Origin of the sequence: Paenimyroides baculatum, from assembly GCF_008629655.1 — a bacterium.
Classification (GTDB): domain Bacteria; phylum Bacteroidota; class Bacteroidia; order Flavobacteriales; family Flavobacteriaceae; genus Flavobacterium; species Flavobacterium baculatum.
Window position 1 is genome coordinate 46,505 of record NZ_VWSG01000003.1, and the last position, 23,847, is coordinate 70,351.

Below are 23,847 nucleotides of genomic sequence, written 5' to 3' on the forward strand. Positions count from 1 at the left end.
AGCAATTACAATGAAATCAAATAAAAAAGTACTCTTAATCAATACTCATTTAAACTATCCAAACTGGTCGGAAGGTTTATTGAATGACGCTTTCCACCAAAAAGCAAAAGAATTTTTCCTATCCAAAGGACTTGAAGTTTTAGAAACCAAAGTAGAAGACGGTTACAATGCAGACGAAGAAGTAGAAAAACATTTGGAAGCGGATTTTATCATTTTGCAAACACCAATAAATTGGTTTGGTGCACCGTGGATTTACAAAAAATATGTGGATGAAGTTTTTAACAGCGGATTGCACAGTGCTAAATTTCTTTCAGGCGATGGCAGAACCCGTGAAGATGCAACCCGACAATATGGAACAGGCGGAAAAATGCAAGGAAAAAAGTTTATGGTTTCTTCCACCTGGAATGCACCGAAAGCAAGTTTCGACGATCCCAACCAAATACTTTTTGAAGGTAGAAGTACGGCAGATGTTCTTATTCAAATTACCAGCAATTATCGTTTTTGCGGTGTTGAAATCGTGGCTGACTATAATTGTTTTGACATTTTCAAAGATGGCGACATTGTAGGATGTTTGGAAAATTATCCGAAACATTTGGATAAAAATTTGATATAAGTGCATCATTTCAAAGCGGTTGATCTAAAATAACAGCAATTATAAAAGGCTGGAAACCATAAGATAAAGATTCTTCGTTACTTAAGTTTAAACCTTAAAATAATGATTTAAAAAAAATAAGCAACTAGGTTTATAAAAACACAGTTGCTTATCCTTAAAAAAGAAATTGTTATGAAAGTATAAATATATCATTTAAATCACTAAAAACCAGTTAAAAGGAAGCTAAATAAAAGTAAAATAAGAGTTTTTAACAGAATTACATCTATATTTTTTAAAAAACTAAAAGCTAAGGTTATCTTTTTTTTCTATGACATATGCTTTTACTCCTGCTATTTTTCCATTTTCAAACTTCCAAACATCGCAATAATCATAGTGGGTATCAGCTCCATCTTTACTCTTTAAAGTTATCTGACCTGTAACGATTACAAAATTGTCTTTTCCCACCGTTGTATCAACAGTAAACACAGGTGGTTCCCAATAAAATTCCTTCATGTAATTTAGAACTTCCATTTTACCCGATAGTATTCGATCACCAATAAAAACCCATGTGGTATCTTCTGTACAATAGGCTAAAAAGTTCTCGTATTTTCCTTTTTTTACAAATTCGTTTGCTTCATGTAAAATTGCTGCGTTACTCATATTTGTTTGTTTAATTGTTAGATTGTTTAGTTGATTGTAAAGGAAGTTGTTATAGAATGACTTCCTTTAATTTTATCAAATAAATTTATCATTGCCGTTTCAAATAATAAAACGTGTAATTAAAACGATTGAATGGTTTGTAACTAAAAACATTCAACACAACACATGTAAGCTATTATATAATTATAGTTAAGGGCATCAATACGTATCTTTTATTGATGCCCCTAATTACTAAAATAAAAAAGATTTATACCTAAAGATACAAAACATACGCTATTTACAAAGTTAACGAAGTTATAAAATACCGAACAAAACATTTCTCAAGTAGGTTTTATACTGAAATTAACACCCTAAAACCGTCATTAAATTGAATTAAGCTGTTAAATGAAATGTCTTTTAAACGAAACTACAATAGTTTTATAAGAAATAAACATCAGCCGTTTAATTGCTATTCAGATATTCTGTCTTATAATCTCCAATGTGTTGTTCGCTTAATTTAATCATCTTTTTGTTTCTAAAATAATTAGCTACACCGTAAAGCAACAGCATAAAAGAAATGATAAAGAACGTCCACATTACCAAATGCGTTTCGGAAAATTTAAAAAAACTATCTATAGAAAGACCTGCTACGAAAAAATACATTGCCGTTCTAACAAATGCCAGCAAAGCGGTTTGGTTTGCCAAATGTGTACGTTGAAGTGCTAATTTTTCTCGTAAAATAAGATCTTTATTCATAATTGATTTTTTAAGCCCCGTTCTACAAAGATAGCAACATTCATTTGAAAATCTATTTTGAATGTAAACTGCAAGATTCGTGTATTATTAGAATTCTTTCAGGCGCGATACGTTATCTTTGCAAAAAAATATCATGACTTCAATAAACGAAATAAACAGTTACATACAGCCCCAAAAGGAAAAACTCATCAACCATTCCTTATACAAAAAGATTGTTACCATTGCCGATTTGCAACAATTTCTAAAGGTTCATGTTTATGCCGTGTGGGATTTTATGTCGTTGTTAAAAGCGTTACAATCAAAACTTACCTGTACAACAAGCCCATGGTTTGCTTTTCCCAATCCTGAAGTTCGTTACCTTATCAACGAAATTGTTCTTGCAGAAGAATCTGATTTAACTTTAGACGGAAAAAGATTGAGCCATTTTGAAATGTATCTGGAAGCTATGCGCAAAAGCAATACCGATACCGTACAAATTGAAACCTTTTTAAAAAGCGTACAGGAAACAGATATATTTAATGCGATAAAATTGAGCACGCTTCACCCAAATATCAAAGAATTTCTAACATTTACTTTTGAGGTTATTAAAGCAGGCAACCCCCATGAAATAGCCGCTGCATTTACTTTTGGGCGTGAAGACCTGATACCGAATATGTTTACAGAAATGCTTAAAGAATTTAAACTGCGTTTTAAAGATACCGATCTTACCGATCTTGTTTATTACTTTGAACGCCATATTGAACTGGACGCAGACGAGCACGGTCCCATGGCATTTGAGATGATTGCCTACTTATGCGGAAATGATGCTGTAAGATGGAATGAAACTGCACAAACAGCAGTTACATCGTTAGAAAAAAGGATAAGATTATGGGATGCGATTGAAGAATTAATTGATAAAAACAGTCATTAAAATTAAAAATATTAAAGTACGATACAACAAAACCGATCATCTGGATCGGTTTTGTTATTAATTGCGATAGCTATCGTATTCTTCTTTTGATATATTCCGTAAGCTGATTTGGTTGTACCGCTTTAAATTGTCAAAAAAAGCAGTGTTTTTTTTAAACCTCATCATTCATTTCAAACAAATAATAATGCGAGTTAATTTTTATCAGCACGTTTTTACTGTTTGCTGTAGCAGCATCTACTGCAGTACCTTTATCTGCCCTTATTACATAATAGCCGTTATTAATCAGGTGGTAACCGTTTTCAAATACAGTAATAAAAGTAGAATCGCCTGTGTACGTTTTTAGTTTTTTCATAGCTTATTATTTTATTGTTGTTACCTAAAAACACAACTTTTACAACTAAAATTTCTTTTAAAAACAAATACTTAAAACTGTTTTGTATTGAATTTTACATGCCAATGTGACACAAATTTTGGTAAAAGGTATAAAGTTTGCAGCTTAAATTACGATTTAACACAAAACAATGATATATGGAACCTAAATTTAAAATTGGAGATGTTGTGGAATTAAACAGTGGCGGACCACAAATGACAATTACCGTTGCAGAAAATATACACGCGGTAACAAGAAAAAAACTACCATTTAAAGGAATTGTTACCACTGTTTGGTTTGAATACAACAGTAAATTTGAATCGAAATTTCCACAAGATGCTTTAAGTCTTACAAAAGAGAATTAATTGAACTACTATAGATCTAGAAGCTTTATTTTAAATTACATAAAAAACACTTTCAACATTTTGAAAGTGTTTTTTTTTTCTTATAAATTTATTGTCTCTTATTACTTTTTATTAATAATGCCAATGCAAAACCCACACCGGCACCTATTAAAACTTTCTTTTTAAACGAACTGTGGTTTTTCAACTCTGGCTTACCATAAATTCTTAAAGGTTCTTTAGATTGTTGCAATATATTTCCTTGTACATCTGGTCCTTTCTGAAAGTTCATCATCATACGAACAAATGCAAACGCTGCGTAACTGAACGGTTTTGGGAAAATACGATAGATTGTTGTGATAAGTCTGGAACTAAAATCAGGATACACATCAGATTTAGGATCCCCAGCAAGTTCTAACATTGTTTGTGCCGTAAGGCGTGGATCTGAAGCTAATGGAGAAATACCCATTTTAAAACCAGAATATTTTGCAGAGTGCAGATTACCGGTAGAATTTTGCAGTTGCGGATAAATATTACAAATATGAATATCATTATGATTAGATACTTCTGCCCGAAGACCTTCCATCATTCCTTTTATACCGTATTTTGACGAGGAATAAACAGCACTGAACGGAGCAGGCATCATTCCACCTATAGAAATATTATTTATAAGAATACCGTACTGCTGTTCTTTAAAGATTTTTATGGCGTTGTACGCACCGTGCATGTATCCGAAAAGATTTGTTTTAATTACCTGCTCATGAATCTCCATAGGTATCTCTTCGAATTTGCCATTTGCCATAACTCCGGCGTTGTTCACCCAAACATCTATCCTACCAAAATGTTCCAAAGTTTTTTCAGCGATTTTTTCTACGTCTTTTGCAACAGATACATCAGCAGAAATACCTATAGCAACGGCTCCCAAATTAGTACAAATATCTATTACTTCATCAATTCCATGTTGTCCGCGGGCAACCAACACTACTTTGCAACACGCTGCTGAAAAGGTTTCGGCAGCTGCACGCCCTACTCCACTGCTTGCACCTGTAATTACAATTACTTTACCGCCAATATTATTTTGTATGTGCTGTTTCGTATCCATAGCTATAGTTTTTAAATAATAAAACATTTATTGTGCCACTACAGCGCTTTGTAAGCTAAAGAACCGGCATATATTAACATATGTAATTGTTTGTTTTATAATTATATAAAGCAACTACGCAATAATGAGAACACTATTAGCAACTTAAGTAGTTTGTAATTAACTAAATTAAAGTGGTTATTATAAAGTAGGTTTCTAACGATTTTAACTTGAATATATGTAATTTACAGATTGCTATAGCAATCTTTTTACAAAGATTTTTCCTGCTAACATTTTTTAAATCAGCAGTCAGCGCATATTCAATGGAAGTTTGAATACCTCAATCAAAAAAAACCACCCGTTAAGGGTGGTAATTAAGTACTGTTGTCTACTGTAAATAAATTTAGATAGAACGCTCGTCCCAATCCCTAATTTCACGCTCGATATCTTCGCGCGTTCTGCCAGATTTTTCCTGCATTTTACCTAACATTTCTTCGTATTTTCCTTCTGCAAAGGCTTTATCATCATCAAACCATTCACCGTATTTTTGTTTTACAGCTCCTTTAACTCGGTTCCATTTTCCTTCCATTTCTAATCTGTCCATAGCAATATATTTTTATGATTAAACTTGCTTTGGTAAAAACAAAAACGATGCAAAAATTACTTCTAGGTATCCAAATTTAGTATCATTTACATCATATTTTTTGTGTAATACTGCTCAAGTAAATATGCTACAAGACTATAATGTAAAGCACATAAACAACATTATATCTAGGATAAAAAATGTTACAACAATAATTTATTTAGTTTATTTATATCTTTTTAAAACTGTAATAATAATAATAATATTAATACACAATTTATACTATTTCGAATATGTACATTTTGTAGAAATTTTAACCAATTACTCTTTTACGGTAACAGAAGTGCATGAAAGTTAAAATTCCGTCATACGGTACTCTTAAAACCATTTGATTTACCATAAATTTACCGTTATATTCCCCAATCGCACCGGCGATTAAGTTTCCGCGGACTGTACGAATAACCCTTGCGCCCATCGTTTCGTAATAATTGTTGAAAACAAATTAAACTGGGGTTTATACTACTTAGCTTTGAAGCTTTTGCTTTTTTTAGCTTTTTTACCTTTATTTAGCCAAATAATAAACCCTGTTACCGGTAATGAAGCACAAACCAAAGAAGCTAAAAAGTACAGAATCTTTGTAAAAATACCGCCAAAAGAACCTGTATGCAGGTCGTAATTCATGCCTGCAAACCAATCGCCTGCCATTGTTTCATTAGAACTTTTTATTTTAGCGATCTGCCCGTTATTTTTATTAAAATAATACCAAACAAAACTTCCGGTTCTGTTTTTAAGTATACGTACCTGAATATCGTGCAAATCTTCGTTCTTTTTTAAACGAACAGACATCATATCTGCAAATGGATGCTTAGCAAGGGTATATACTAAAGCATTATCTAAGCTGCTCGCCTTTTGTTGTGGAACAGTATTAAAAAAAATTGTTTTAGCAGGTTCATTCGTACTTAGTTTATTAAAAGAATTACTGTAAAATTCTTTTAAAGAGGGGTATGAAAAAAGCAGACCTGTAAAACCTAAAAGCAGTGCAAAAAGCAAACTGTAAAATCCTAATACATTATGCAAATCATAATTAAGCCTTTTCCATTTTACACTGAAATCAAAACTAAGACCTTTCTTCAGTGTTTTAAATTTCCACTTTTTTGGCCACCAGAGTACCAAACCTGTTACCGTTAAAATTAAAAACATAATTGTAGAAACAGAAACTACCGTATGCCCTATTTTTTTTCCTAGAAGTAGATTCATGTGCAACTGCAACACCAATTGAAAAAACTCGGTTTTAGAATTTTCTATCGCCTGCACTTTTCCCGTATAAGGATCAATAAAAACTCTTTTGTTATATTTAAAGTAAGCTGCGTATGTTAATGCTTCTTCATTGGTTTTAACGGCTCTAAATATCCAGGTTCTGTCTTTTGCAGGATATAAATCAATACGGCTAACTTCTTCACCATCTGGTAACGCATTTTGTGCAATTGCGGTAAGTGTTGATAAAGGCAAAGCTTGCGCTGATTGATTGTTTACAGACTGTTGTGCTATATAATACTTATCAGGATAAAAGAGTACTTTTAAATCGTCATGAAATACATATACACAACCTGTAAGGCTGACAATTAAAACAACCAATCCAGACAATAAACCCAGCCATTTATGCAGCCATAAAACGCTTTTTTTTACCATTCGCTAAAACTTAAAATACACATTTAAGTTAGCAACTGTGCCTGTTCCATGAACATACTCTGCGTCTAATGCGCGGTATTGGCTTACGGTTGGATAATAACTTCTGTTAAACAAATTTTCTATACCCAAACTAACGCGCCATTGATTATCGATTTGATAACTTCCGGAGAAATTAAACAAGCTAACGTCTTTTACCGAACCTTCACTATTATTGTATTTTCCTTTTTCGTTTAACTGAAAACGATCACGAGATCCTGTAAATACCCAAAAAAGATTTAAATTCCATTTATCTGTTGGTTTGTAGGTTACAAAACCAGTGGCTTTAGCAGGTGCAATACGTGATCCGTTTAAATAAATCTCTGTTCCATTATCTAATTTTGCTTTTCCTTCTACATAAGCGTATGTACCACCAATAGTTAGGTTTGACGTTAAGCGTGCGACTAAAGCTACTTCGAACCCTTTTACTTCTTCCGGTTCGCGTTGAGGCATTAAATATCCGCCTACATCAACCAAGTTTACACCAAGGTCTGATGTACTGATGTAATACGATGCAGATAAATTGAAAATACTGTATCGGCTTGAAAAACCAATTTCGTAATTATTTGTGATGATAGGATCTGTTGCCAGATTACCTATGGTGTTTTCTGTAGCTCTTCTTAAAATCCTTCCTAATTCGTTAATTGCAAAACCTTGTGAAAAACTTACAAACGGATTAAAATAACCGTATTTGGTATAACGTAAACCTGCGTTAAACATGGTAGCGCTGTAAGGAATTTTTCCTCCGGAAACAAAGATGCTTCCTTCGTTACCCGGACCTGTTGCAATGGTATTAAAGTCTTTTACTTTTACATCGGCATTTTCGTATCTTATACCCCCTTTAAAAATAAGGTGCTCAAAAAAGTCGATACGTAATTGTGCGTAAGGCGCAATATTCACCATATTCATTTTTGGAATGTAAACGCGACCATCTGTTAATTCCTGATACGTTACATCGTTTAAAATATCTAAACCATAAGTAACTTCAGCACTTATTTTTTCGATGTTAAATGGAGTATTAAAATTAATTCTTAATCCTTTTTTATCAGAATTAATCATTGTTTGTCCTGGGCCGTACCAAGCTGTTCCAGCAGCCACATATCTATTCATAGAGCTAAACGTATTCATATACGCGGTAACATCGAACTGCGTAGTACCGAATAAATTATCTTTTGAATACGTTAGCATTGCATTATGATTGTAGGGTGTACCTGCCGGTTTTCCCGGTTCTTCACCTGAAACACCAATTGTTGGTGATTGTCTGTACACTCCGTTTTTACTTATATACTTTGCATGTTGCGTGCTACCATAATAGTTGTACATAGCACTCAATGCTGAATGATCGCTAATCTGATAGCCTAACTTTAAAAACCCGTTGTATTGATATGAATTAGACAAACCGTCTGTTTGTCCCAATGGCAAACCGTCTGCATCTCTTTGTAAACCGGTGTAATCAACACTTCCGCCAAAAGTATAATCCCAACGATTTTTTTTACCGTTAAAATACTGTGCTACACGGTACCCCAGTGTTTCTTTTCCATGCAAAGGATTTACCGATGTACCAACAACCGTTTGTCCGCCAAAAGCTTTTTCGTCTTTATTCTTTTTTGTGATGTAATTGATAATTCCACCTCCGGATCCGTTTCCGTAAATAGAAGTAGCCCCTTTTATTACTTCGATACGTTCAATAACCAAAGGGTCAATAGTACGTAAATCTCTTGCCCCATTCATTAAAGGAGTTGACTGCGGAATACCGTCTACCAATACCAAAACAGCCCTTCCTCTTAAAGTTTGACCAGAATTAGTTGCTTTATTTGTTGATGTGCCCAAACCCGGTACAGCGTTTCCTAAAATTGCTGCAAGATTGGATGTGATATTATTTTGAGATTGAATGTCCTGCTGATTTAATATGGTTACAGATGATGGAACCGTTGAAATATGTTCTGGTTTACGACCTGCCGTTATGATGATTTCATCGAGCTGGCTTTCATCTTCAACCAAAAAAAATTCAAAAAAGGTCTGATCAACTTCAGCCGGAATTGTAACAAACTGTTCTTTGTACCCATCTGCCACAAACCACAAGGTAGTATTAGTTATCTTACTTTTTTCTATCTGTGCAATTCCCTGCGAATCTGTTGTTGCAATAATGCTATCATTCTGTGTTATTAAAACATTTGGCATTGGAGCTTTGTTAGACGAAACCTGAAATTGAATGTTTTGCGACCATGCATTTTGAAAGCCGGAGATTAACAGTAACAGCAGTATAGTGTATCTTAAATTGCGGGATGTTTTCAGGAAATGACTAACAGTTTGAACGTCTTTCATTTTTGATTTTATTTAGATTTGTTAAATTTTACGCAAATATATATTTTATAAAAATGCCATTAAAACTTCTTGTTGGTTATTTTTATCAATTCTAAATAAAAATGATAAAAGCCTACTTCAAAAATAAAATGGTCTTTTGTATTCACTTTTCTGTAAAGAAAAATATATCAGTTTACGACGGATCTTAAGCAGACGCTGCTATCTAAAGAGTTTTAAAGTATTATAGAACAATTGTTCTTAAAAGATAAAAGAGAATGCTTTCGCATCCTCTTCCTTTATTACTGCTGTAACATTTTCTGTATTCCGGAATAATGATTTTTACCGTACACAACAACTATTTTTTTACTGGATGATTGTTTGATCTGTTCTACAATATTTTTATTTCTTTTATCTAAAACAATGCTTTCCAACATATACTTTTGCAGGTCTTTATTTACTTTACCACAAGTGTATGCGCCGCTTCCCAACTTCGAATTATAATCGCACTGACTTAATTGAACTATTCCCTTTTCTTTTTCTAATTCAGAAATTAGAACAGACATAGGCAGATCTACTGCTTTTGAATTTTTTGAAGTAATTCCCAATTCGGGATAATCCGGCTGGTCTAACAAATCGTATTTTACAATGTAATCAGAGAAAGGCTTCATTTTAGAATACTCAACCAAAGGGTCAATGCCCATCACCTTTCTGAATTTTAAATAATTTACAGTATCGTTTTCTTTAATTATCCTTTCGCTTTTTCTTAAATAAAGACCTTCGTACATCACGAAAAAACCTTCATTCTCTAAACTGTCGATCTTTGATTTAACATCTTCATAGTATTCTTTTGTACCCAGATGTATCATATTTAAAAAAACAATTTTTTTATCATCATATTCTAATGGTTGAAGAACAGCTTTGGTGTCTAATACTCCATTCTTTTTTAAGGCAAAATCAACGAGTTTGCTTGCACACGAACTTAATACGATAAGCGGTATTAAAAGTAAAAGTTTTTTCATAAATTAAATTTAAAAATATCTAATAAATATAGAGGATAATTTCGGATTTTTAAGCTAAAAGTTATAGAAGTATAAAATTGAAAAAACTTACTACTGCCTTAAAAATCAAACTTGAGTAAATATTCTTACGCCTATCTTTTGTAATTTAGTCTAATGAAACCCAATCTATTTTAATGAATTATCCTAATATAAAATGATTGGAAACAAGTAACCCATCTAAAGTGCGAAAACCGATACAAAATGAACGCCTTAATAAATAAATTCAAAGAATACGGGAACTTATCACCTGAAATTGAAGAGGAACTGAATAACTATGTTAAGTGTAAAACCAGACAAAAAGGCGATTTCTTTTTAAAACAAGGACAAATTGTTTCTAGTTTATTTGTTATTGAAACGGGTCTTGTGCGCGCTTATTACATTAAAGATAACCGGGAAGTTAACTCCTGGTTTGGATTTGAAAACATTATTTTGGGTTCTGCATTTCCAGTATTTTACGATAAACCATCTTATGAAAATATTCAATTTTTAGAGCCTTCAACTTACTACTATATTACAAGTAAAGATCTGAACGATTTGTACAAAAGGTTTCCGAAAATGAACACCATTGGCAGGAAAATAGCTGAAGAAATTTGTGTTATTTTAGAAGAACGCATTGGTTCGCTACAAACCGAAAACGCAGAGCAACGCTATCATTCCTTACTCAAATTTCAACCCGATGCCATCCAGCGTATTTCATTAGGTCATATTGCATCGTATTTAGGTATCACCCAAGAGACATTAAGCCGCATAAGAAGAAAATAACGATTTTGACTTTTGTCAAAAAAGTCGATTTATATTTCAGCTTCCTTTGCATCATAAATTAAAATAGTTTATGATACTAATCACGGGAGCATCAGGAAATTTAGGAAATGCCGTAATAGAAAACTTACTAAAAGAAGTTACAGCAAGCAAAATAGCAGGTTTATTCAGAAATGAAGACAAAGCAAAAAGCTTATCAGAGCAAGGTGTAAATGTCCGAATTGGAGATTATTCGAACAAAGAATCACTTGCAAAAGCGTTTCAAGGCGTGGAAAAATTACTGCTAATTAGCAGCAGTGGCGATGATGCGTTGACAGACCATAAAAATGTAATTGATGCCGCAAAAGAGGCAGGTGTTGAACAGATTTATTACACCAGCGGGGCGTTGAATAGAAATATTGCAGATTCGAAATTAGGTCCTTTGGTAGACTCTTATATCACAACCGAAAACTATATCATTGAAAGCGGAATAACTTATACCATTTTTCAGAATGGCTTATATTCTGAAACCATTCCGTTTTTTGTAGGCGAAGAAGTTTTAGAAACGGGAATTTATTTACCTGCAGGAAACGGGAAAGCAAGCTTTGCAACAAGAACCGATATGGCAGAAGCGATTGCAAATGTTTTAGCGAGCGATGGTCACGGTAATAAAACGTACATCACATCGGCTCTTCCCTCCTACTCATTTAAAGAAATCGCAGAAATGTTTTCTGAAGTATCAGGAAAAACAATTTCATATACAAATCCGGCACCCGCTGATTATGAAACACAGTTAAGAGCATCTGGTATAGATGAAGGCAGTATCTGGTATGCAAAGCTTCTGGCAGCTATTATTAAAAATGGCGAATATGAAATTTTTTCTTCAGATTTAGAAAAATTATTGGGGCGTAAACCAACAGATTTAAAAACTTATATAAAACAAACATTGTTATCTTAAATTGTTATGAAATTTTTATATCTCGCTTTAGCAATCATTTTAGAAGTAACCGGTTCAGGCTTTATGAAAGTATCAGAAGGGTTCTCAAAATGGCTTCCAACCAGTATTTTCGCAGTAGCATACATTAGTAGTTTCTATTTTCTTTCGTTAGCACTCAAAGCTATACCGTTAAGTACGGCTTATGCTATCTGGGCAGGTTTAGGTATTGTGCTTACAGCTGCTGTTTCGGTGGTGGTATTCAAACAAAAATTAGATTTACCAGCAATTATTGGAATTGCTTTTATTGTTGCAGGTGTTGTGATTATGAATTTCTTCTCGAAAACGGCTCATTAAAAAACAATATATTCTCTTTAAGATTCGCTGTTTTTTACATCAAATAAAATACGACCTTTGAAAAATGAACCTTTCACCCTACCCAACCATAAAAAACGACAAAGTTTTACTACGACAAATTACTTCCACAGATATACCGGCTATTGTAAGTATTTGTTTTTATGATGCTTTGCAAGCCAAAACAATTGAAGAAGCTACTGCAATGCAGGCAAAAATTGATAAGGATATTGTTGATGGCAACTCGATACATTGGGGTATAATTAATAGTACTACAAATGAAATTGTAGGAACCTGCGGTTATTACAGAGGTTTAGACAAAGGTGAAGGCGAATTGGGCTGTGTACTGCTTCCGCAATTTTACGGAAAAGGTTTTATGACAGAGGCTATGAAGCTTGCAATTGATTACGGGCTGAACATTATGGGTTTAAAAAAGATTTGGGCAGTAACCACAAATGAAAATATAAAAGCAGTAAAACTTCTTGAACGACTTAATTTTGTTAAGACAGCAGATTTAGAAGACAACGAAGTTGAATACCAGTTAAACAATTGAACTTACAGACTACAATAGTTAACCCTTAAAAATGATTCAAAAGAAAAGCGGACAGTTGTCCGCTTTTAATCAATTATTCATAATATTCTTTTGATAGTAAACCAAACCCTATTTCTGATGTTTGTTAATCATATCAATAACTTCTGATCTTTTTTTGTTGATACGTGTTTCAATACGGTTCAACAATTCGTTTTCTTTACCTGCTTCAAATTTTAAATCGGCGTCTGTCAATTGTGAAAACTGTTCTTTTAACTTTTTTGACGATGCATCCCAATTTGTAATTTTGAAACCTTCTTGTTTTGGATTATTTTCCATGGTAAATTATTTTGTCACAGCTTAAATGCTGTTATGTAAATGTAGGGCTATATAACTGCAGTCATCACAATAGTATGTTAATTAATTGAAAATCAAATAAATAATAAAAAAAACTTATCAAGTACTTTCTTTCGCAAACAGCATTTACAGCTGGTATCTGTTAATAATACTGATCATTTCTGATTCGTATTTATTCAAACGCCTTGAAATCCTTTCCAAAAAATCTTTTTCTTTTCCTTTTATGTAATCTATATCAGTAAGTATAAGTATTGGAAACTGCCGTTGCAAACCTGCAGCAACTTTATTCCAGTCGGTAATTTTTAAAACTTCTCTTTTAGGATATTTTACCATAGAAAATTTAGCAGCTGTAAATTAAATACGCGCTTTGTAAATATAGAATTAAAATAAGCAATTAATCACAATATTCCCTACTTACTTTTTAAGTATTTTTCTGATAATATATGATCATTTATGCGTAAAGCATCTCTTTGGTGTGTAAAATTATCTTGTTGTAGAATTTTAAGTATAGACGTATCCAATATGTGAATTGAAACAAAGTTGCATCTTACTTACTAATTTATAAAGAAGCACATTAATAATGAAAAAGAAGATATATTAAAAAAAAGACTGATAAATTTGGATGAACTAAAGTGATCTTAATACATGAATACAAAACTAATTGTAATTACAGGAGGTCCGGGCGTTGGAAAAACAACACTTCTTAATTGTTTAAATAACAAAGGTTTCATAACTGTTCCGGAAGATGCAAGACAAATAATTAAAGAACAGATGGAAGCTAACAGCGAAGCTTTGCCTTGGAAAAACAAAACATTTTATGCCGAATTAATGTTGAAAGCATCTGTTGATTCTTATAAAAAAGAGGTCAGAGAAATTTCCTCTCAGACGGCTTTTTTCGACAGAGGTATATTGGACGCAATCTGTTATATGCAGATGGAAAATATACCTGTATCAGAAGAATGGAACGCTCTTGCAAACACATATCGATATTATCAAAAGGTCTTTATACTGCCGCCGTGGGAAGAAATATATGAAACCGACAGTGAAAGAAAACAGACTTGGGAAGAAGCTGTATTTACATTTGAAAAAATGAAGGAAACCTACTTAAAGTTCGGATACAACATCATTGAAGTTCCAAAATGCGGTGTTGAAGAAAGAGCAAAATTTGTACTAGATTCTATTAAATAGTTCTTTTAAAATTATATGTTAGCGGTTATATTTTAGTAACTGTTTACAATTACAGTCGGTTTACTTTATCCGGGAATTTATCTGCAAAAGCCGAAATAAGCTGCATGGTATACGAACTACTTTTACAGCGTGTTAGGAAATTTTTCAATTGTTCCGGATCTGTTATTGGCTCTTCATAGGGAATATATCCCATACCGTAAAAGTGTCCTTCTTGTATCCAGATACAGCTGCGCTCGTTGTTAGTTCTGCCCTTATCCAAAATATAGTAGCTTGGTTTTATTTCTGTTACAAATTCTATCGCTTCGTGTACCAATTCGTTGTGCAGAGCTAACGAAGGCAAATCAGACTGATCCTTTATAGGAATACCTTCACTTTCTGTATTTACCGCATATTTACAAAAGCGGTAATCCAACGCAAATTTGTCTTTCAGGTTGCGCAGAAAATTCACTCCTTCGTTTACAGAGCCAAAAAACTCTATACATTTCTGCAGTTTGGTGACCTTACCCACTGCAAGGTACCTGTAACCGTTGCGTGCGGTATATTGATAGAGTCCGTACTTTGGTTCGAACCTTTTGAGGGCTGTGTTGAAAACTGGCCACAGCTTTTTGATTTCGTTATATTCTAAAAGCAGTGCCATGAGTTCGGTAGCACATACTTCAAAAGAAATACTATGAATATCGCGTAAAAAATGTTGTCGTTGTGGCGTGATTTTATGTCCAGAAAAATGCGATGCCACCCTTTTTTTAAGGTTTATAGCCTTGCCCACATATACTACCTTTTTCTGGGCATTGTAAAAATAATACACACCCGGTTTTTGCGGCAGGGATTCAAAATCAGCAGGAGGCAGATTTGGCGGTAACCGCTGATCTGGTGCTGTTTTTTTTATCATTCGCGGTATTTCCCCATTGTCGTCATTCTGTATAAGCAGTGACAAAAGTACTGCGGTGGCATCGGCATCACCGCCGGCACGATGTCGGTTTTCAAGCGAAATATTTAATGAGCGGCAAAGGTTTCCAAGGCTGTAAGAAGGAAGATCGGGATTTATTTTGCGTGCCGCACGTACGGTACAGAGTTTGGTGGCATTCCATTTAAACCCTGCCTCTTCTAACTGATGGCGAACAAAAGAATAATCGAAATTGACGTTATGAGCCACAAAAATACGGTTTGAAAGCATGTTAAACAGTTGTTCCGCAATTTCTTCGAACAACGGTGCATCACTTACCATTTCATTAGATATTCCCGTAAGTGCGGTAATGTAAAGCGGAATGTGCTGTTGGGGATTTACAAGTGTTTCCCAGCGATCTATAACTTCTGTACCATTGTGTATGATCACAGCAATTTCGGTAATTCTGCTTGTACCTGCATTTCCACCTGTAGTTTCGATATCCACCACCGCATATTCCGTTCTATTCATTTGTCAATCAGTACCGTTAATTTCTTTTATGTATCTGTTTCAAATTTACAATTTAAAACAAACTTTTCGGAACACTAAATGTCGTTTTACTTTTTTAATAAGCAGTACTTTACTTGATGCCCCTCTGAAAGGCAAAATCTATACTCCAGATTATCTCTTTAACGTTTTTAGCGGCGGAGTGTCCCCCCAAACACTGTTGGTTTTAGCCCACAAAGATCAGAAACGACGTAAACAGCGTTAATTAAATTACCTCTTTCGTAACCCATTTTTCTACAACTGGAGCCTCGTAATCTGCCATCATATTTAAGAGCTCATCAATATTATCACTGACAAGAAGCATTTGTTGATTAACTTGCTTCAAAAAACCATTACTAACCATCTTTTCAATTAAAGATAAAAGTTCATTGTAAAAGCCATTAATATTTAATACAGCAATAGGTTTTTTGTGTAAGCCTAACTGCGCCCAAGTAAGCATTTCAAAAAACTCTTCAAGTGTACCATATCCTCCAGGTAATGTAATAACTCCATCAGACAGTTCATTCATTTTTGTTTTTCTTTCGTGCATTGTTTCTACAATGATTAATTCACTCAAGCTATTATGAGCAATTTCTTTACCTCTTAAAAAGTTTGGTAGAACTCCAATTACTTTCCCGTTACTTTCCAACGCGCCATTTGCAACGGCTCCCATTAAACCAACATTTGCCCCTCCGTAAACTAAATCTATATTTCTTTCTGCTAATTTTTTTCCAAGTTCATATGCTTGATCTTCGTATTGTTTAATATTCCCGAAACTTGATCCACAAAATACAGTTAACGACTTCATATTTTAATTATTTAAATGTGTGCAAAGATAATTGGAACCAACAAAGATTAAAACCTATATCGCAGCTGATTTTGGAGAATAACCGTATTTGACTTTGAAGGCATTAGAAAAATGCGCGAAGCTTTCAAATCCCACTTCTAAAAAAACAGACGAGGGCTTTTTTCCGTTTTTCTGAATCTGATAATGCGCCTCTTTCAATCTTGTATCATGTAGCCATCTACCAGGAGAATCTCCAAATACCTTCTTAAAATCGCGTTTAAATGTGGCTAAACTTCTACCCGTTAGCATAGCAAAATTCCATACCCACATTGAACTTATAGTTTGCTAACATAAACTTTTCTAAATCAATTTTATGTGGCTGTGAAAAATCAAACAAAAAGTCTTGTAGTTTCGGGTTTGTATGCAGCAGAATTTCTATCATTTCCCGAATCTTTAATATAGATAAAGGATGGTGAGGTTTGAATTGTTCTCGGGCATGAAACGATAGTGATGATCCCAAAGAATCAAATAACCTATTGTTAGAAAGCAAGAAGTTTTTAAATTGAGTTTGTAACTGATGTGGAACCACAATACTTTTTTCCAAGGCGTACTGCCTAAGTACATCTTCTTTTAAAATAAACAAATATGCATTGTAGGCCTGTTCTTCTGTTGGTTTTTTTGTGGCTTTTACAAATTGATGTTTTCGAACAAGGTAAATTTGTCCGGGTTGCGCAATTATTCTCTGCTCCGATGTTTTTCAAAAGTCATCTCACCCGAAAGTTGAAACAAAAGAACATGTTCTGTTAGTATATTATCGTATTCCGTTTGCTTATCAGTATTAAGTGAGTAAACGATGGCATCTGAAAATATGTTTGACATGACTAAAGAATTATTTCTGGTGGTAAATTTACCATTTTAGCGCTCATCAACCACAATTCCTGTTTCAAATTTTCGTCGTGTACAAGTAAGCCTGGTTTTGGAAATGTAATCCTGCCTCTTACTAGTGATGCATAGTTTTTGCCTGCTGGCAATTTGATTTTTCCGAGTGCAAGATTAGCCAGAACTTCACCTGAATGTTTTGCAGTATTCATATAAAAGACAGGATTAAATCTGCTAGCGAATCGAAAGATTGGCCTTAACAACTTAACAAATGCCTTCATCATTTTCGTTTGTTTGCCCATTAAACCAGTATCGCCCGTTAATCCCGGATTGTATGCAATTATCTGCACTTTAGATTCTTTGTAAGCTATTATATATTGTATCTGCTGTCATGATGTTACATAATTTGGTGGCTGCGTAAAACGCCATACCTTTTGGGCTACTATCATCTGGAAAAGCCAACTTGCTAATATCAATTGTTTTTGGTCCAAATGAAATAACTTGGGCATCGTGCGAATCGCTGGTAGTGATCAACAGCTTACCATCATCGGCTACATAAGGCATAAGCAGTCTAGCTAATAAATAGTGCGATAAATGATTAACAGCAAAAGTTAGATTGTAACCATCGGGACTTACTTCGCTGTTTTCCCTGCTTGAACACCTGCATTTAGTATTAATACATCTATTTTCTGTGGGTGAATGTTCTGCTTAATATTTTCTGCGAATGATCTTACGCTGTCTAATGAAGATAGATCTAACATCAACGTCTTTGCTCCGTTGGGCAATACTGTGTTACCATTCCTTGCACCAACAAATACCGTGGTGTCTTTTTTCTCTCTAATTGTGTTTAAAGCTTCAGCACCAATCCCACTGGTGCCACCTGTCATTACTATAATCATACCTTGAAATTTTATAAATACAAAGTTCTTTAAAAATGAAATAGTAAAATATCGCTAGAAGCTCATTTTGTTTGTCTTAAAAGCTCAATTTTGAAGTTTACGATCTGATTAAATTGTAATGAATTTATTAGCAAGAGAACTTTAAACCAACTTACAGTAGAAAAGTTAGAAAAGAGAAGTATTTAAATATCTAATATATTTATCCAAATCAAAGAGCATACCTAAACTGAAAAGATCCATAGTAATTCACAGGCTGTCCGGGATAATAATATCTTGGTGCGCTGTTACCAAAACCTGTGGCATTCACCAGCACCATTGAAGCATAGTGTTCGTTAAAAATATTGTTTATTCCTATGCTTACCGATAAAGACAATGCACTTGTAAGCTTACCCTGCCAATTCACAGCGGCATTGCACAGACTGTATGAATCTGTAAAAAGAGCATTGGCATCATTCAAAGGAATTTTGTCAACAAAGAAATAATCTGCTTTTAAACCGAAACCATGCGGCAGATTGAACATAAAACCACCTGCAAACTGATTTTTAGGTACTCCGGTAAGATCATTTCCCGAGAAATCCTGATCGTTCTGTTTAAAATCGTGGAACATAAAATTACCCAATGCAGCCGACACAAAAGGAATAATTCGTGTTTTATCCCCCAACTGCCACTTGTACTGCGCCATGAATTCCAACCCCATGTGAACGGTACTGCCCGCATTTACCCCCACATACTGGTCTTCTAAAACACGGTGCGCCACCAACAAATCGTTTGCCTTCATTCGGTAAAGAGCAGCTTCTGCATAGAATCTTTTATCGGCAGAAAACAATTTAGTTCCTAGTTCCACACTGTAGCCGTTTTCCGGTTTGATCGATGTATTAACCTGTCCGTTTTCGTCCATTGTTTCTTCGATTGAAGGCAGAGAATAGCCTCTGCCGACCGAAAGATAGACTGTTTGCAGTTTTGATGGCAGATACGACAATGCGATCTGCGGAGCCCAGATTCCGTTGTAACCATAAGGCGTATCGTAGGCATTTTCAAGCGGATACTTCTGTTGCAGTACGAACGATGTTTTATTGTAGTTAAGTCCGGCATTCAGCTCCCATTTTTCCGAAAACACATACCGAAGCTGACTGTAAACATTTACAAAATTCCGGGTTTGAGACAGACGGTTTTTATCTGCCCCTGCCAAACTTCCCTGTCCGTTATTTTCCAGATACAAATTCTCAAAAGTTGCCGCATCATATCCATCCTGAAAAAACTCAACTCCCACCGTTGCCTTTAAAAGTTTACCTCCTAACTGCCAACTGCCAACAAACTGCGACCGTGCACCAAATGTTTTGGTATTCTCCTTTAAAATATCAAAAGGTCGTGGTTCGTCACTGTCTTTCAACGAATAAAAAAAAGATGTAGCTGAGGTGATGTTTTCATGAAAAGAAAAATCGTAATTTAAACCAATGATGAAATTTTTGTATGCTTCGTATCCTTTTGCATCTTTCCAGTTGGTAGCCGCCGCTTTGGGATTGTTTAAAAACGTTTCCCGATCAATTGAACTCGGTATATACGCCTTAAGCGAAGTGTACTGCGACAAGTACGTTAGTTTTGATTTTTTTCTTCGGAACGCATCGCCCGTTATGGTTATGCCTTCGCGGTAATACGAACTGTTTTCGCGGTATCCGTTATTTTCAATCTTATGGTATCCCACATTAAAACTATAAGTATCGGCACCCGATGATACAAAAAGCTGATTTTTTATCAGTCCGAACGACCCAACCGTTGCAGAAACACCTGCCTGCATTTGTTCAGGATCGGGTGTTTTTGGCTGAAGCAAAACGGCTCCACCCAAACCAGCACCGTACACACTTGAAAGCGGTCCTTTAATGATATGAATATTTTGTAGGAATTCCAGATCGATATCTTCAATTGTTGTTTCACTGTTCCCACCAGTAAGAGGAATATTTCCAAAAAATGCACGTACTTTATTAGTGCCGTAAGGCGTTCGCGCACCAATTCCACGAATAGAAAGTCGGTTGGTATTAAAAGTACCCGACTGCATAAATACACCCGGTACGGTATTGAGTATCGGTGCCAGTTCTACCCTGTTATTGCTCTGTAAAAGTCTTGTATCTAATTTGGCGACCGAAGCAGGCAGCTGAAAAATACTGTCGGAAACCTGCAACGGATACATTTGCGGACCGGATGTACTAATCACCAAATCTTGCAATAAGGTGGAATGCAGCGAATCTTGTGCCCGTGCCTGAGTAATTCCGAGCACAAAAACAACCATTAATAAATTCCTCATAACTAATACAAACTAGTTACCCGTGTAGGAGATGCGCCACAGTACATTTCCGCTATCGTCGTTTACAAGCAGCGAACCATCGGGAAGATTCTTAACCGCAGACGGTCTTCCGTAAACTTTCGCCTTCTCATTATCGGCAATAAAACCCGTCATGAAATCTTCTGGCGGACCAGTGGGTTTTCCATCTTTAAAAGGAATGAATACCACCTTATATCCTGAGAAGGAAGATTTATTCCATGAACCGTGTTGGGCAACAAAAATACCGTTTCTGTATTTTTCTGGGAATTTAGATCCTACATAAAACGTCAACCCTAAAGAAGCCGTGTGGTTCCCCACCGCAACATCGGGCACAACCGCCTGCTTTACCAAATCGGGACGCATACCTTTTAATCTTGGATCTTCTATGTTACCAAAATACGAATAAGGCCAGCCGTAAAAAGCTAATTTCTGCACTTTTGTTACATAATCTGGCACCAAACCGTCGCCCAAATTATCGCGCTCGTTTACAGCCGTCCATAATGAACCATCCACCGGATTCCAGTCCATACCCACCGGATTTCTCAAGCCCGAACCATAGATAATTTCTCCGGATCCGTCTAAATTAACCTCTAAAATAGCAGCTCTGCGGACTTCTTTTTCCAACCCGTACTCGCCGACATTACTTGCAGAACCAACCGATATATAAATTTTAGTCTGCTCTTTATTGGTAATGATGTTTCGCGTCCAATGATTGTTGTATCCGCCTGCAGGAAGCTCCACTATTTTTCGTCCATTACCCTGCAGTTTCTTATCGCTAGACTTATAAGGATAAACATACAGACCATCACTCAAGGCGACATAAAACTGATCTTTCACGATTAAAGTACCGAAAGGAAGTTTTAAATTATCGGCAAACACCTCCCTTACTTCATAGCTGCCATTTTTATCGGCATCTCTTAAAATGGTAATTCTGTCTGCACTGTTAAAAGTATTCGATTCGGTTACGAATAAATCGCCGTTTGCCGCTATGTATGAAGTACGAGGGTTTTTAAGATTTGCTGCCAAGCGTTCCACCTTAAATCCGGCAGGTACTATTGGCAGTTGCCCTTCGGGCCAATCAGCCATTACATGTCTGAATGTTACGGATTCTGTAGCGTACGGAGGCGGCAGTTTAAGCGGTCCCACAGTAGTCATTACCGTTACGCTGTCTTGTTTACTGTACTGCTGTTTTTCTTTTTCGGAAAGTTCTTTAATTTTTTGAGCATGCGCAACACTTACGCAAAAGCACGCCAATGCAATTGTTGTAATTCTTTTCATAGCAATAATTATGTAGTTTAAAATAGCAATCTGTATAAAGTTACAGAAAACCTCGCAGTAAAAAAATACTTTTCGGTAAAAGCGTCCTTGTTAAATAAGAATAAAAAAGACTGCAACATCAGAATTTTGTTAAATATTCCTGATGTTGCAGTCTTTTTAAGAGATTATAAAATTACGGATTTCACTCCGTATCAATTCATATTATTTACCTGCACTGTTAAGAATTTCCATATCTTCCGAATCCAGTTGCAATTGTGGTGCCTTAAAAATGGTTTGCAACTGGTTTTCGCTGGTTGCACTAACAATAGGTGCCGTAATTAAAGGATTTGTCAGCAGCCATGCCAAAGCAACTGTTGCCGGTTGGGAATTGTGTTTTGCTGAAACCTTATCCAATGCAGCCAGAACCGCTTTTCCTTCCGCATTAAAATACTTTTTAATTCCGCCTCCTCTTGCTGTTTGTTCAAAATCGGCTTCTGTTCTGTATTTTCCGGTTAAAAAACCTGATGCTAAAGACCAGTATGGAAACACACTCAATCCGAATTTTTCTACTAACGGAGCATACTGTGTTTCAAACTTTTCTCTTTCTACCAAATTGTAATGAGGCTGCAATGCTACATACTTCGGCAGATTATTCTTTTCTGCGACCTCAAAAGATTCCATCAGCCTTTCGGGCGAAACATTAGACGCCGCTATGTATCTGACCTTACCTGCCTTAATAATTTCATCGTAAGCTGCCAAGGTTTCTTCCACCGGAGTTACGTTATCGTCAAAATGCGTGTAATACAGATCAATGTGATCGGTACCAAGGCGTTTCAGCGATTCGTCAACAGATTTAATAATGTGCTTTCTGCTGATATCAAAACCGTGTTCCTTGGTTTCGGATCCCACTTTTGTAGCCAGCACGATATTGTTTCTGTTCTTTCTTTCACGCATCCATCTGCCGATGATTTCTTCGGACTGACCGCCCGTTCCGTTTACCCACCAGGAATAAGTATCGGCAGTATCAATGAAATTAAATCCTGATTCGGTAAATCTGTCCAAAATATGGAACGATTCTTTTTCATTCAATGTCCATCCGAAAACATTTCCGCCAAAATTTAAAGGAGCTATTTCAAGATCGGTATTACTTATTATTCGTTTTTTCATCCTTTTTATTGTATTGATTTTCGTAAGAAAATTAAAATTTCTTACAGATCAGATTCCATCACTGCAACGGTAGTATTTTCTGCGTTATTCAAATAAAGCGTTGTTCCTGAAGTGATGTATGTAGATGCTTTTTGTAGAGCTTCGCTAAACTGCGTTTCGGTTTGCATAGATCCGCATGCCATTTTGGTTGATATAATTTCGGAAATTTTTACGCTGTTGTTCCCCGAGAATTCTACTTTGGCATCAAAGCCGTTACATCCCAAATTACCCGATGCTTTTTGAAGACCATCAAATTTTATATACGGCTGATTTCCTGCAGTACTGTCTATAACCACTTTTGTTCCGTTGAGTTCTTTTAGTTTCCATTCTTTACCCAGCAGTTCTTTTGGATCGGCCGTAACTTCGGTAGTTTCAACAGTTAATTTTTCGGTGGTTTCCTGTTCTTTTTTATCGGCACAAGCGACTAACGCAAGCGACATCATTGCTATTAAAAGATTTCTTTTCATCATAGAGTATTTATTTATATGATTTATAAAGATACAAAATTTAAGAAAAAGAACCTATACTTCGATCTACTGCATTGCACAGTTATTGATTACTTTAAAAATATAATAACTAAAAAATTATGATTTCTCATTCATTTTCACTTTTAA

The 23,847-nt window shown here is 35.2% G+C and carries 28 protein-coding genes and 1 pseudogene; 8 read left to right on the plus strand and 21 right to left on the minus strand.

Going from position 1 to position 23,847, the window contains the following annotated elements:
* Positions 1-10: 10 nt before the first annotated feature.
* On the plus strand, positions 11-613 hold the full coding sequence (locus F0460_RS04760) for an NAD(P)H-dependent oxidoreductase (RefSeq protein ID WP_150010802.1): 603 nt from the start codon (positions 11-13) through the stop codon (positions 611-613).
* Between the two features lie 279 nt (positions 614-892).
* On the opposite strand, the gene F0460_RS04765 is transcribed toward F0460_RS04760, so the two are convergent.
* Entirely contained in the window at positions 893-1,252 is a 360-nt protein-coding gene (locus tag F0460_RS04765; protein ID WP_150010804.1) for a nuclear transport factor 2 family protein, read from the minus strand.
* 441 nt (positions 1,253-1,693) lie between these two features.
* The gene (locus F0460_RS04770) at positions 1,694-1,987 is read right to left on the minus strand and encodes a DUF202 domain-containing protein (RefSeq protein ID WP_150010806.1); all 294 of its coding nucleotides are present in this window, start codon (positions 1,985-1,987) and stop codon (positions 1,694-1,696) included.
* Positions 1,988-2,120: 133 nt separating this feature from the next.
* Between F0460_RS04770 and F0460_RS04775 the strand changes: the two genes are divergently transcribed.
* Positions 2,121-2,897, plus strand: coding sequence for a DUF3050 domain-containing protein (locus F0460_RS04775; protein WP_150010808.1), 777 nt, complete (start codon positions 2,121-2,123; stop codon positions 2,895-2,897).
* Between the two features lie 151 nt (positions 2,898-3,048).
* On the opposite strand, the gene F0460_RS04780 is transcribed toward F0460_RS04775, so the two are convergent.
* Positions 3,049-3,249: a hypothetical protein gene (locus F0460_RS04780; protein ID WP_150010810.1), complete on the minus strand. Its 201-nt coding sequence runs from the start codon at positions 3,247-3,249 to the stop codon at positions 3,049-3,051.
* A 176-nt stretch (positions 3,250-3,425) separates the two neighbouring features.
* On the opposite strand from F0460_RS04780, the gene F0460_RS04785 reads away from it, so the two are divergent.
* Positions 3,426-3,632: a DUF2158 domain-containing protein gene (locus F0460_RS04785; protein WP_150010812.1), complete on the plus strand. Its 207-nt coding sequence runs from the start codon at positions 3,426-3,428 to the stop codon at positions 3,630-3,632.
* 88 nt (positions 3,633-3,720) lie between these two features.
* On the opposite strand, the gene F0460_RS04790 is transcribed toward F0460_RS04785, so the two are convergent.
* The 5 genes from F0460_RS04790 to F0460_RS04810 form a co-directional block, all read right to left on the minus strand.
* Complete coding sequence (locus F0460_RS04790) at positions 3,721-4,710, minus strand: SDR family NAD(P)-dependent oxidoreductase (protein WP_150010814.1); 990 nt, start codon at positions 4,708-4,710, stop codon at positions 3,721-3,723.
* A gap of 382 nt (positions 4,711-5,092) precedes the next feature.
* Positions 5,093-5,293, minus strand: a complete 201-nt coding sequence (locus F0460_RS04795; protein WP_150010816.1) for a CsbD family protein — start codon at positions 5,291-5,293, stop codon at positions 5,093-5,095.
* A 498-nt stretch (positions 5,294-5,791) separates the two neighbouring features.
* Complete coding sequence (locus tag F0460_RS04800) at positions 5,792-6,961, minus strand: PepSY-associated TM helix domain-containing protein (RefSeq protein WP_150010818.1); 1,170 nt, start codon at positions 6,959-6,961, stop codon at positions 5,792-5,794.
* A gap of 3 nt (positions 6,962-6,964) precedes the next feature.
* Positions 6,965-9,322, minus strand: a complete 2,358-nt coding sequence (locus F0460_RS04805; protein WP_150010820.1) for a TonB-dependent receptor — start codon at positions 9,320-9,322, stop codon at positions 6,965-6,967.
* Between the two features lie 278 nt (positions 9,323-9,600).
* Complete coding sequence (locus F0460_RS04810; protein WP_150010822.1) at positions 9,601-10,320, minus strand: hypothetical protein; 720 nt, start codon at positions 10,318-10,320, stop codon at positions 9,601-9,603.
* A gap of 240 nt (positions 10,321-10,560) precedes the next feature.
* Here F0460_RS04810 and F0460_RS04815 point away from each other — a divergent pair, with 240 nt between their 5' ends.
* From F0460_RS04815 to F0460_RS04830, 4 genes are all read left to right on the plus strand, one after another.
* On the plus strand, positions 10,561-11,121 hold the full coding sequence (locus F0460_RS04815; RefSeq protein ID WP_150010824.1) for a Crp/Fnr family transcriptional regulator: 561 nt from the start codon (positions 10,561-10,563) through the stop codon (positions 11,119-11,121).
* 70 nt (positions 11,122-11,191) lie between these two features.
* Positions 11,192-12,055, plus strand: coding sequence for an SDR family oxidoreductase (locus F0460_RS04820; protein WP_150010826.1), 864 nt, complete (start codon positions 11,192-11,194; stop codon positions 12,053-12,055).
* A gap of 6 nt (positions 12,056-12,061) precedes the next feature.
* Entirely contained in the window at positions 12,062-12,388 is a 327-nt protein-coding gene (locus tag F0460_RS04825; protein ID WP_150010828.1) for a DMT family transporter, read from the plus strand.
* A 64-nt stretch (positions 12,389-12,452) separates the two neighbouring features.
* Complete coding sequence (locus F0460_RS04830; RefSeq protein WP_150010830.1) at positions 12,453-12,938, plus strand: GNAT family N-acetyltransferase; 486 nt, start codon at positions 12,453-12,455, stop codon at positions 12,936-12,938.
* A gap of 108 nt (positions 12,939-13,046) precedes the next feature.
* Here the strand turns inward: F0460_RS04830 and F0460_RS04835 are convergent, their stop codons facing one another.
* Together F0460_RS04835 and F0460_RS04840 are read right to left on the minus strand one after the other, a co-directional pair.
* On the minus strand, positions 13,047-13,253 hold the full coding sequence (locus tag F0460_RS04835) for a hypothetical protein (RefSeq protein ID WP_150010832.1): 207 nt from the start codon (positions 13,251-13,253) through the stop codon (positions 13,047-13,049).
* Between the two features lie 144 nt (positions 13,254-13,397).
* Complete coding sequence (locus F0460_RS04840) at positions 13,398-13,604, minus strand: hypothetical protein (RefSeq protein WP_150010834.1); 207 nt, start codon at positions 13,602-13,604, stop codon at positions 13,398-13,400.
* Positions 13,605-13,916: 312 nt separating this feature from the next.
* Here F0460_RS04840 and F0460_RS04845 point away from each other — a divergent pair, with 312 nt between their 5' ends.
* Positions 13,917-14,459 (plus strand): AAA family ATPase, encoded by a 543-nt coding sequence (locus F0460_RS04845; protein ID WP_150010836.1) that lies wholly within the window; start codon positions 13,917-13,919, stop codon positions 14,457-14,459.
* A 49-nt stretch (positions 14,460-14,508) separates the two neighbouring features.
* On the opposite strand, the gene F0460_RS04850 is transcribed toward F0460_RS04845, so the two are convergent.
* The 11 genes and pseudogenes from F0460_RS04850 to F0460_RS04895 all read right to left on the minus strand — a co-directional run bounded on the left by F0460_RS04850 (position 14,509) and on the right by F0460_RS04895 (position 23,703).
* Complete coding sequence (locus F0460_RS04850; RefSeq protein ID WP_150010838.1) at positions 14,509-15,873, minus strand: exonuclease domain-containing protein; 1,365 nt, start codon at positions 15,871-15,873, stop codon at positions 14,509-14,511.
* Positions 15,874-16,114: 241 nt separating this feature from the next.
* On the minus strand, positions 16,115-16,696 hold the full coding sequence (locus F0460_RS04855) for an LOG family protein (RefSeq protein WP_150010840.1): 582 nt from the start codon (positions 16,694-16,696) through the stop codon (positions 16,115-16,117).
* A 54-nt stretch (positions 16,697-16,750) separates the two neighbouring features.
* Positions 16,751-17,005, minus strand: coding sequence for a helix-turn-helix domain-containing protein (locus F0460_RS04860; RefSeq protein ID WP_150010842.1), 255 nt, complete (start codon positions 17,003-17,005; stop codon positions 16,751-16,753).
* Positions 16,971-17,417, minus strand: a pseudogene (locus tag F0460_RS16430) (AraC family transcriptional regulator); the annotation flags it as partial. The pseudogene F0460_RS16430 and the gene F0460_RS04860, both read right to left, overlap by 35 nt.
* 139 nt (positions 17,418-17,556) lie before the next feature.
* Positions 17,557-17,904, minus strand: coding sequence for a hypothetical protein (locus tag F0460_RS04865; protein ID WP_150010844.1), 348 nt, complete (start codon positions 17,902-17,904; stop codon positions 17,557-17,559).
* Position 17,905: 1 nt separating this feature from the next.
* Positions 17,906-18,118, minus strand: coding sequence for a hypothetical protein (locus F0460_RS04870; protein WP_150010846.1), 213 nt, complete (start codon positions 18,116-18,118; stop codon positions 17,906-17,908).
* Positions 18,119-18,186: 68 nt separating this feature from the next.
* Positions 18,187-18,453, minus strand: coding sequence for an SDR family NAD(P)-dependent oxidoreductase (locus F0460_RS04875; RefSeq protein WP_150010848.1), 267 nt, complete (start codon positions 18,451-18,453; stop codon positions 18,187-18,189).
* 208 nt (positions 18,454-18,661) lie between these two features.
* Entirely contained in the window at positions 18,662-20,752 is a 2,091-nt protein-coding gene (locus tag F0460_RS04880; protein ID WP_150010850.1) for a TonB-dependent receptor, read from the minus strand.
* Between the two features lie 12 nt (positions 20,753-20,764).
* Positions 20,765-22,048, minus strand: coding sequence for a PQQ-dependent sugar dehydrogenase (locus F0460_RS04885; protein WP_150010852.1), 1,284 nt, complete (start codon positions 22,046-22,048; stop codon positions 20,765-20,767).
* Positions 22,049-22,249: 201 nt separating this feature from the next.
* Complete coding sequence (locus F0460_RS04890) at positions 22,250-23,194, minus strand: aldo/keto reductase (RefSeq protein WP_150010854.1); 945 nt, start codon at positions 23,192-23,194, stop codon at positions 22,250-22,252.
* 41 nt (positions 23,195-23,235) lie between these two features.
* Entirely contained in the window at positions 23,236-23,703 is a 468-nt protein-coding gene (locus tag F0460_RS04895; RefSeq protein ID WP_150010856.1) for an META domain-containing protein, read from the minus strand.
* Between the last annotated feature and the right edge of the window lie 144 nt (positions 23,704-23,847).

What these genes read in the sequence shown, in the direction of transcription:
- F0460_RS04760 (WP_150010802.1), top strand. Translation starts at nt 11, where the DNA reads ATGAAATCAAATAAAAAAGTACTCTTAATCAATACTCATTTAAACTAT.
- F0460_RS04765 (WP_150010804.1), bottom strand. Translation starts at nt 1,252, where the DNA reads ATGAGTAACGCAGCAATTTTACATGAAGCAAACGAATTTGTAAAAAAA.
- F0460_RS04770 (WP_150010806.1), bottom strand. Translation starts at nt 1,987, where the DNA reads ATGAATAAAGATCTTATTTTACGAGAAAAATTAGCACTTCAACGTACA.
- F0460_RS04775 (WP_150010808.1), top strand. Translation starts at nt 2,121, where the DNA reads ATGACTTCAATAAACGAAATAAACAGTTACATACAGCCCCAAAAGGAA.
- F0460_RS04780 (WP_150010810.1), bottom strand. Translation starts at nt 3,249, where the DNA reads ATGAAAAAACTAAAAACGTACACAGGCGATTCTACTTTTATTACTGTA.
- F0460_RS04785 (WP_150010812.1), top strand. Translation starts at nt 3,426, where the DNA reads ATGGAACCTAAATTTAAAATTGGAGATGTTGTGGAATTAAACAGTGGC.
- F0460_RS04790 (WP_150010814.1), bottom strand. Translation starts at nt 4,710, where the DNA reads ATGGATACGAAACAGCACATACAAAATAATATTGGCGGTAAAGTAATT.
- F0460_RS04795 (WP_150010816.1), bottom strand. Translation starts at nt 5,293, where the DNA reads ATGGACAGATTAGAAATGGAAGGAAAATGGAACCGAGTTAAAGGAGCT.
- F0460_RS04800 (WP_150010818.1), bottom strand. Translation starts at nt 6,961, where the DNA reads ATGGTAAAAAAAAGCGTTTTATGGCTGCATAAATGGCTGGGTTTATTG.
- F0460_RS04805 (WP_150010820.1), bottom strand. Translation starts at nt 9,322, where the DNA reads ATGAAAGACGTTCAAACTGTTAGTCATTTCCTGAAAACATCCCGCAAT.
- F0460_RS04810 (WP_150010822.1), bottom strand. Translation starts at nt 10,320, where the DNA reads ATGAAAAAACTTTTACTTTTAATACCGCTTATCGTATTAAGTTCGTGT.
- F0460_RS04815 (WP_150010824.1), top strand. Translation starts at nt 10,561, where the DNA reads ATGAACGCCTTAATAAATAAATTCAAAGAATACGGGAACTTATCACCT.
- F0460_RS04820 (WP_150010826.1), top strand. Translation starts at nt 11,192, where the DNA reads ATGATACTAATCACGGGAGCATCAGGAAATTTAGGAAATGCCGTAATA.
- F0460_RS04825 (WP_150010828.1), top strand. Translation starts at nt 12,062, where the DNA reads ATGAAATTTTTATATCTCGCTTTAGCAATCATTTTAGAAGTAACCGGT.
- F0460_RS04830 (WP_150010830.1), top strand. Translation starts at nt 12,453, where the DNA reads ATGAACCTTTCACCCTACCCAACCATAAAAAACGACAAAGTTTTACTA.
- F0460_RS04835 (WP_150010832.1), bottom strand. Translation starts at nt 13,253, where the DNA reads ATGGAAAATAATCCAAAACAAGAAGGTTTCAAAATTACAAATTGGGAT.
- F0460_RS04840 (WP_150010834.1), bottom strand. Translation starts at nt 13,604, where the DNA reads ATGGTAAAATATCCTAAAAGAGAAGTTTTAAAAATTACCGACTGGAAT.
- F0460_RS04845 (WP_150010836.1), top strand. Translation starts at nt 13,917, where the DNA reads ATGAATACAAAACTAATTGTAATTACAGGAGGTCCGGGCGTTGGAAAA.
- F0460_RS04850 (WP_150010838.1), bottom strand. Translation starts at nt 15,873, where the DNA reads ATGAATAGAACGGAATATGCGGTGGTGGATATCGAAACTACAGGTGGA.
- F0460_RS04855 (WP_150010840.1), bottom strand. Translation starts at nt 16,696, where the DNA reads ATGAAGTCGTTAACTGTATTTTGTGGATCAAGTTTCGGGAATATTAAA.
- F0460_RS04860 (WP_150010842.1), bottom strand. Translation starts at nt 17,005, where the DNA reads ATGTGGGTATGGAATTTTGCTATGCTAACGGGTAGAAGTTTAGCCACA.
- F0460_RS04870 (WP_150010846.1), bottom strand. Translation starts at nt 18,118, where the DNA reads ATGCCTTATGTAGCCGATGATGGTAAGCTGTTGATCACTACCAGCGAT.
- F0460_RS04875 (WP_150010848.1), bottom strand. Translation starts at nt 18,453, where the DNA reads ATGATTATAGTAATGACAGGTGGCACCAGTGGGATTGGTGCTGAAGCT.
- F0460_RS04880 (WP_150010850.1), bottom strand. Translation starts at nt 20,752, where the DNA reads ATGAGGAATTTATTAATGGTTGTTTTTGTGCTCGGAATTACTCAGGCA.
- F0460_RS04885 (WP_150010852.1), bottom strand. Translation starts at nt 22,048, where the DNA reads ATGAAAAGAATTACAACAATTGCATTGGCGTGCTTTTGCGTAAGTGTT.
- F0460_RS04890 (WP_150010854.1), bottom strand. Translation starts at nt 23,194, where the DNA reads ATGAAAAAACGAATAATAAGTAATACCGATCTTGAAATAGCTCCTTTA.
- F0460_RS04895 (WP_150010856.1), bottom strand. Translation starts at nt 23,703, where the DNA reads ATGATGAAAAGAAATCTTTTAATAGCAATGATGTCGCTTGCGTTAGTC.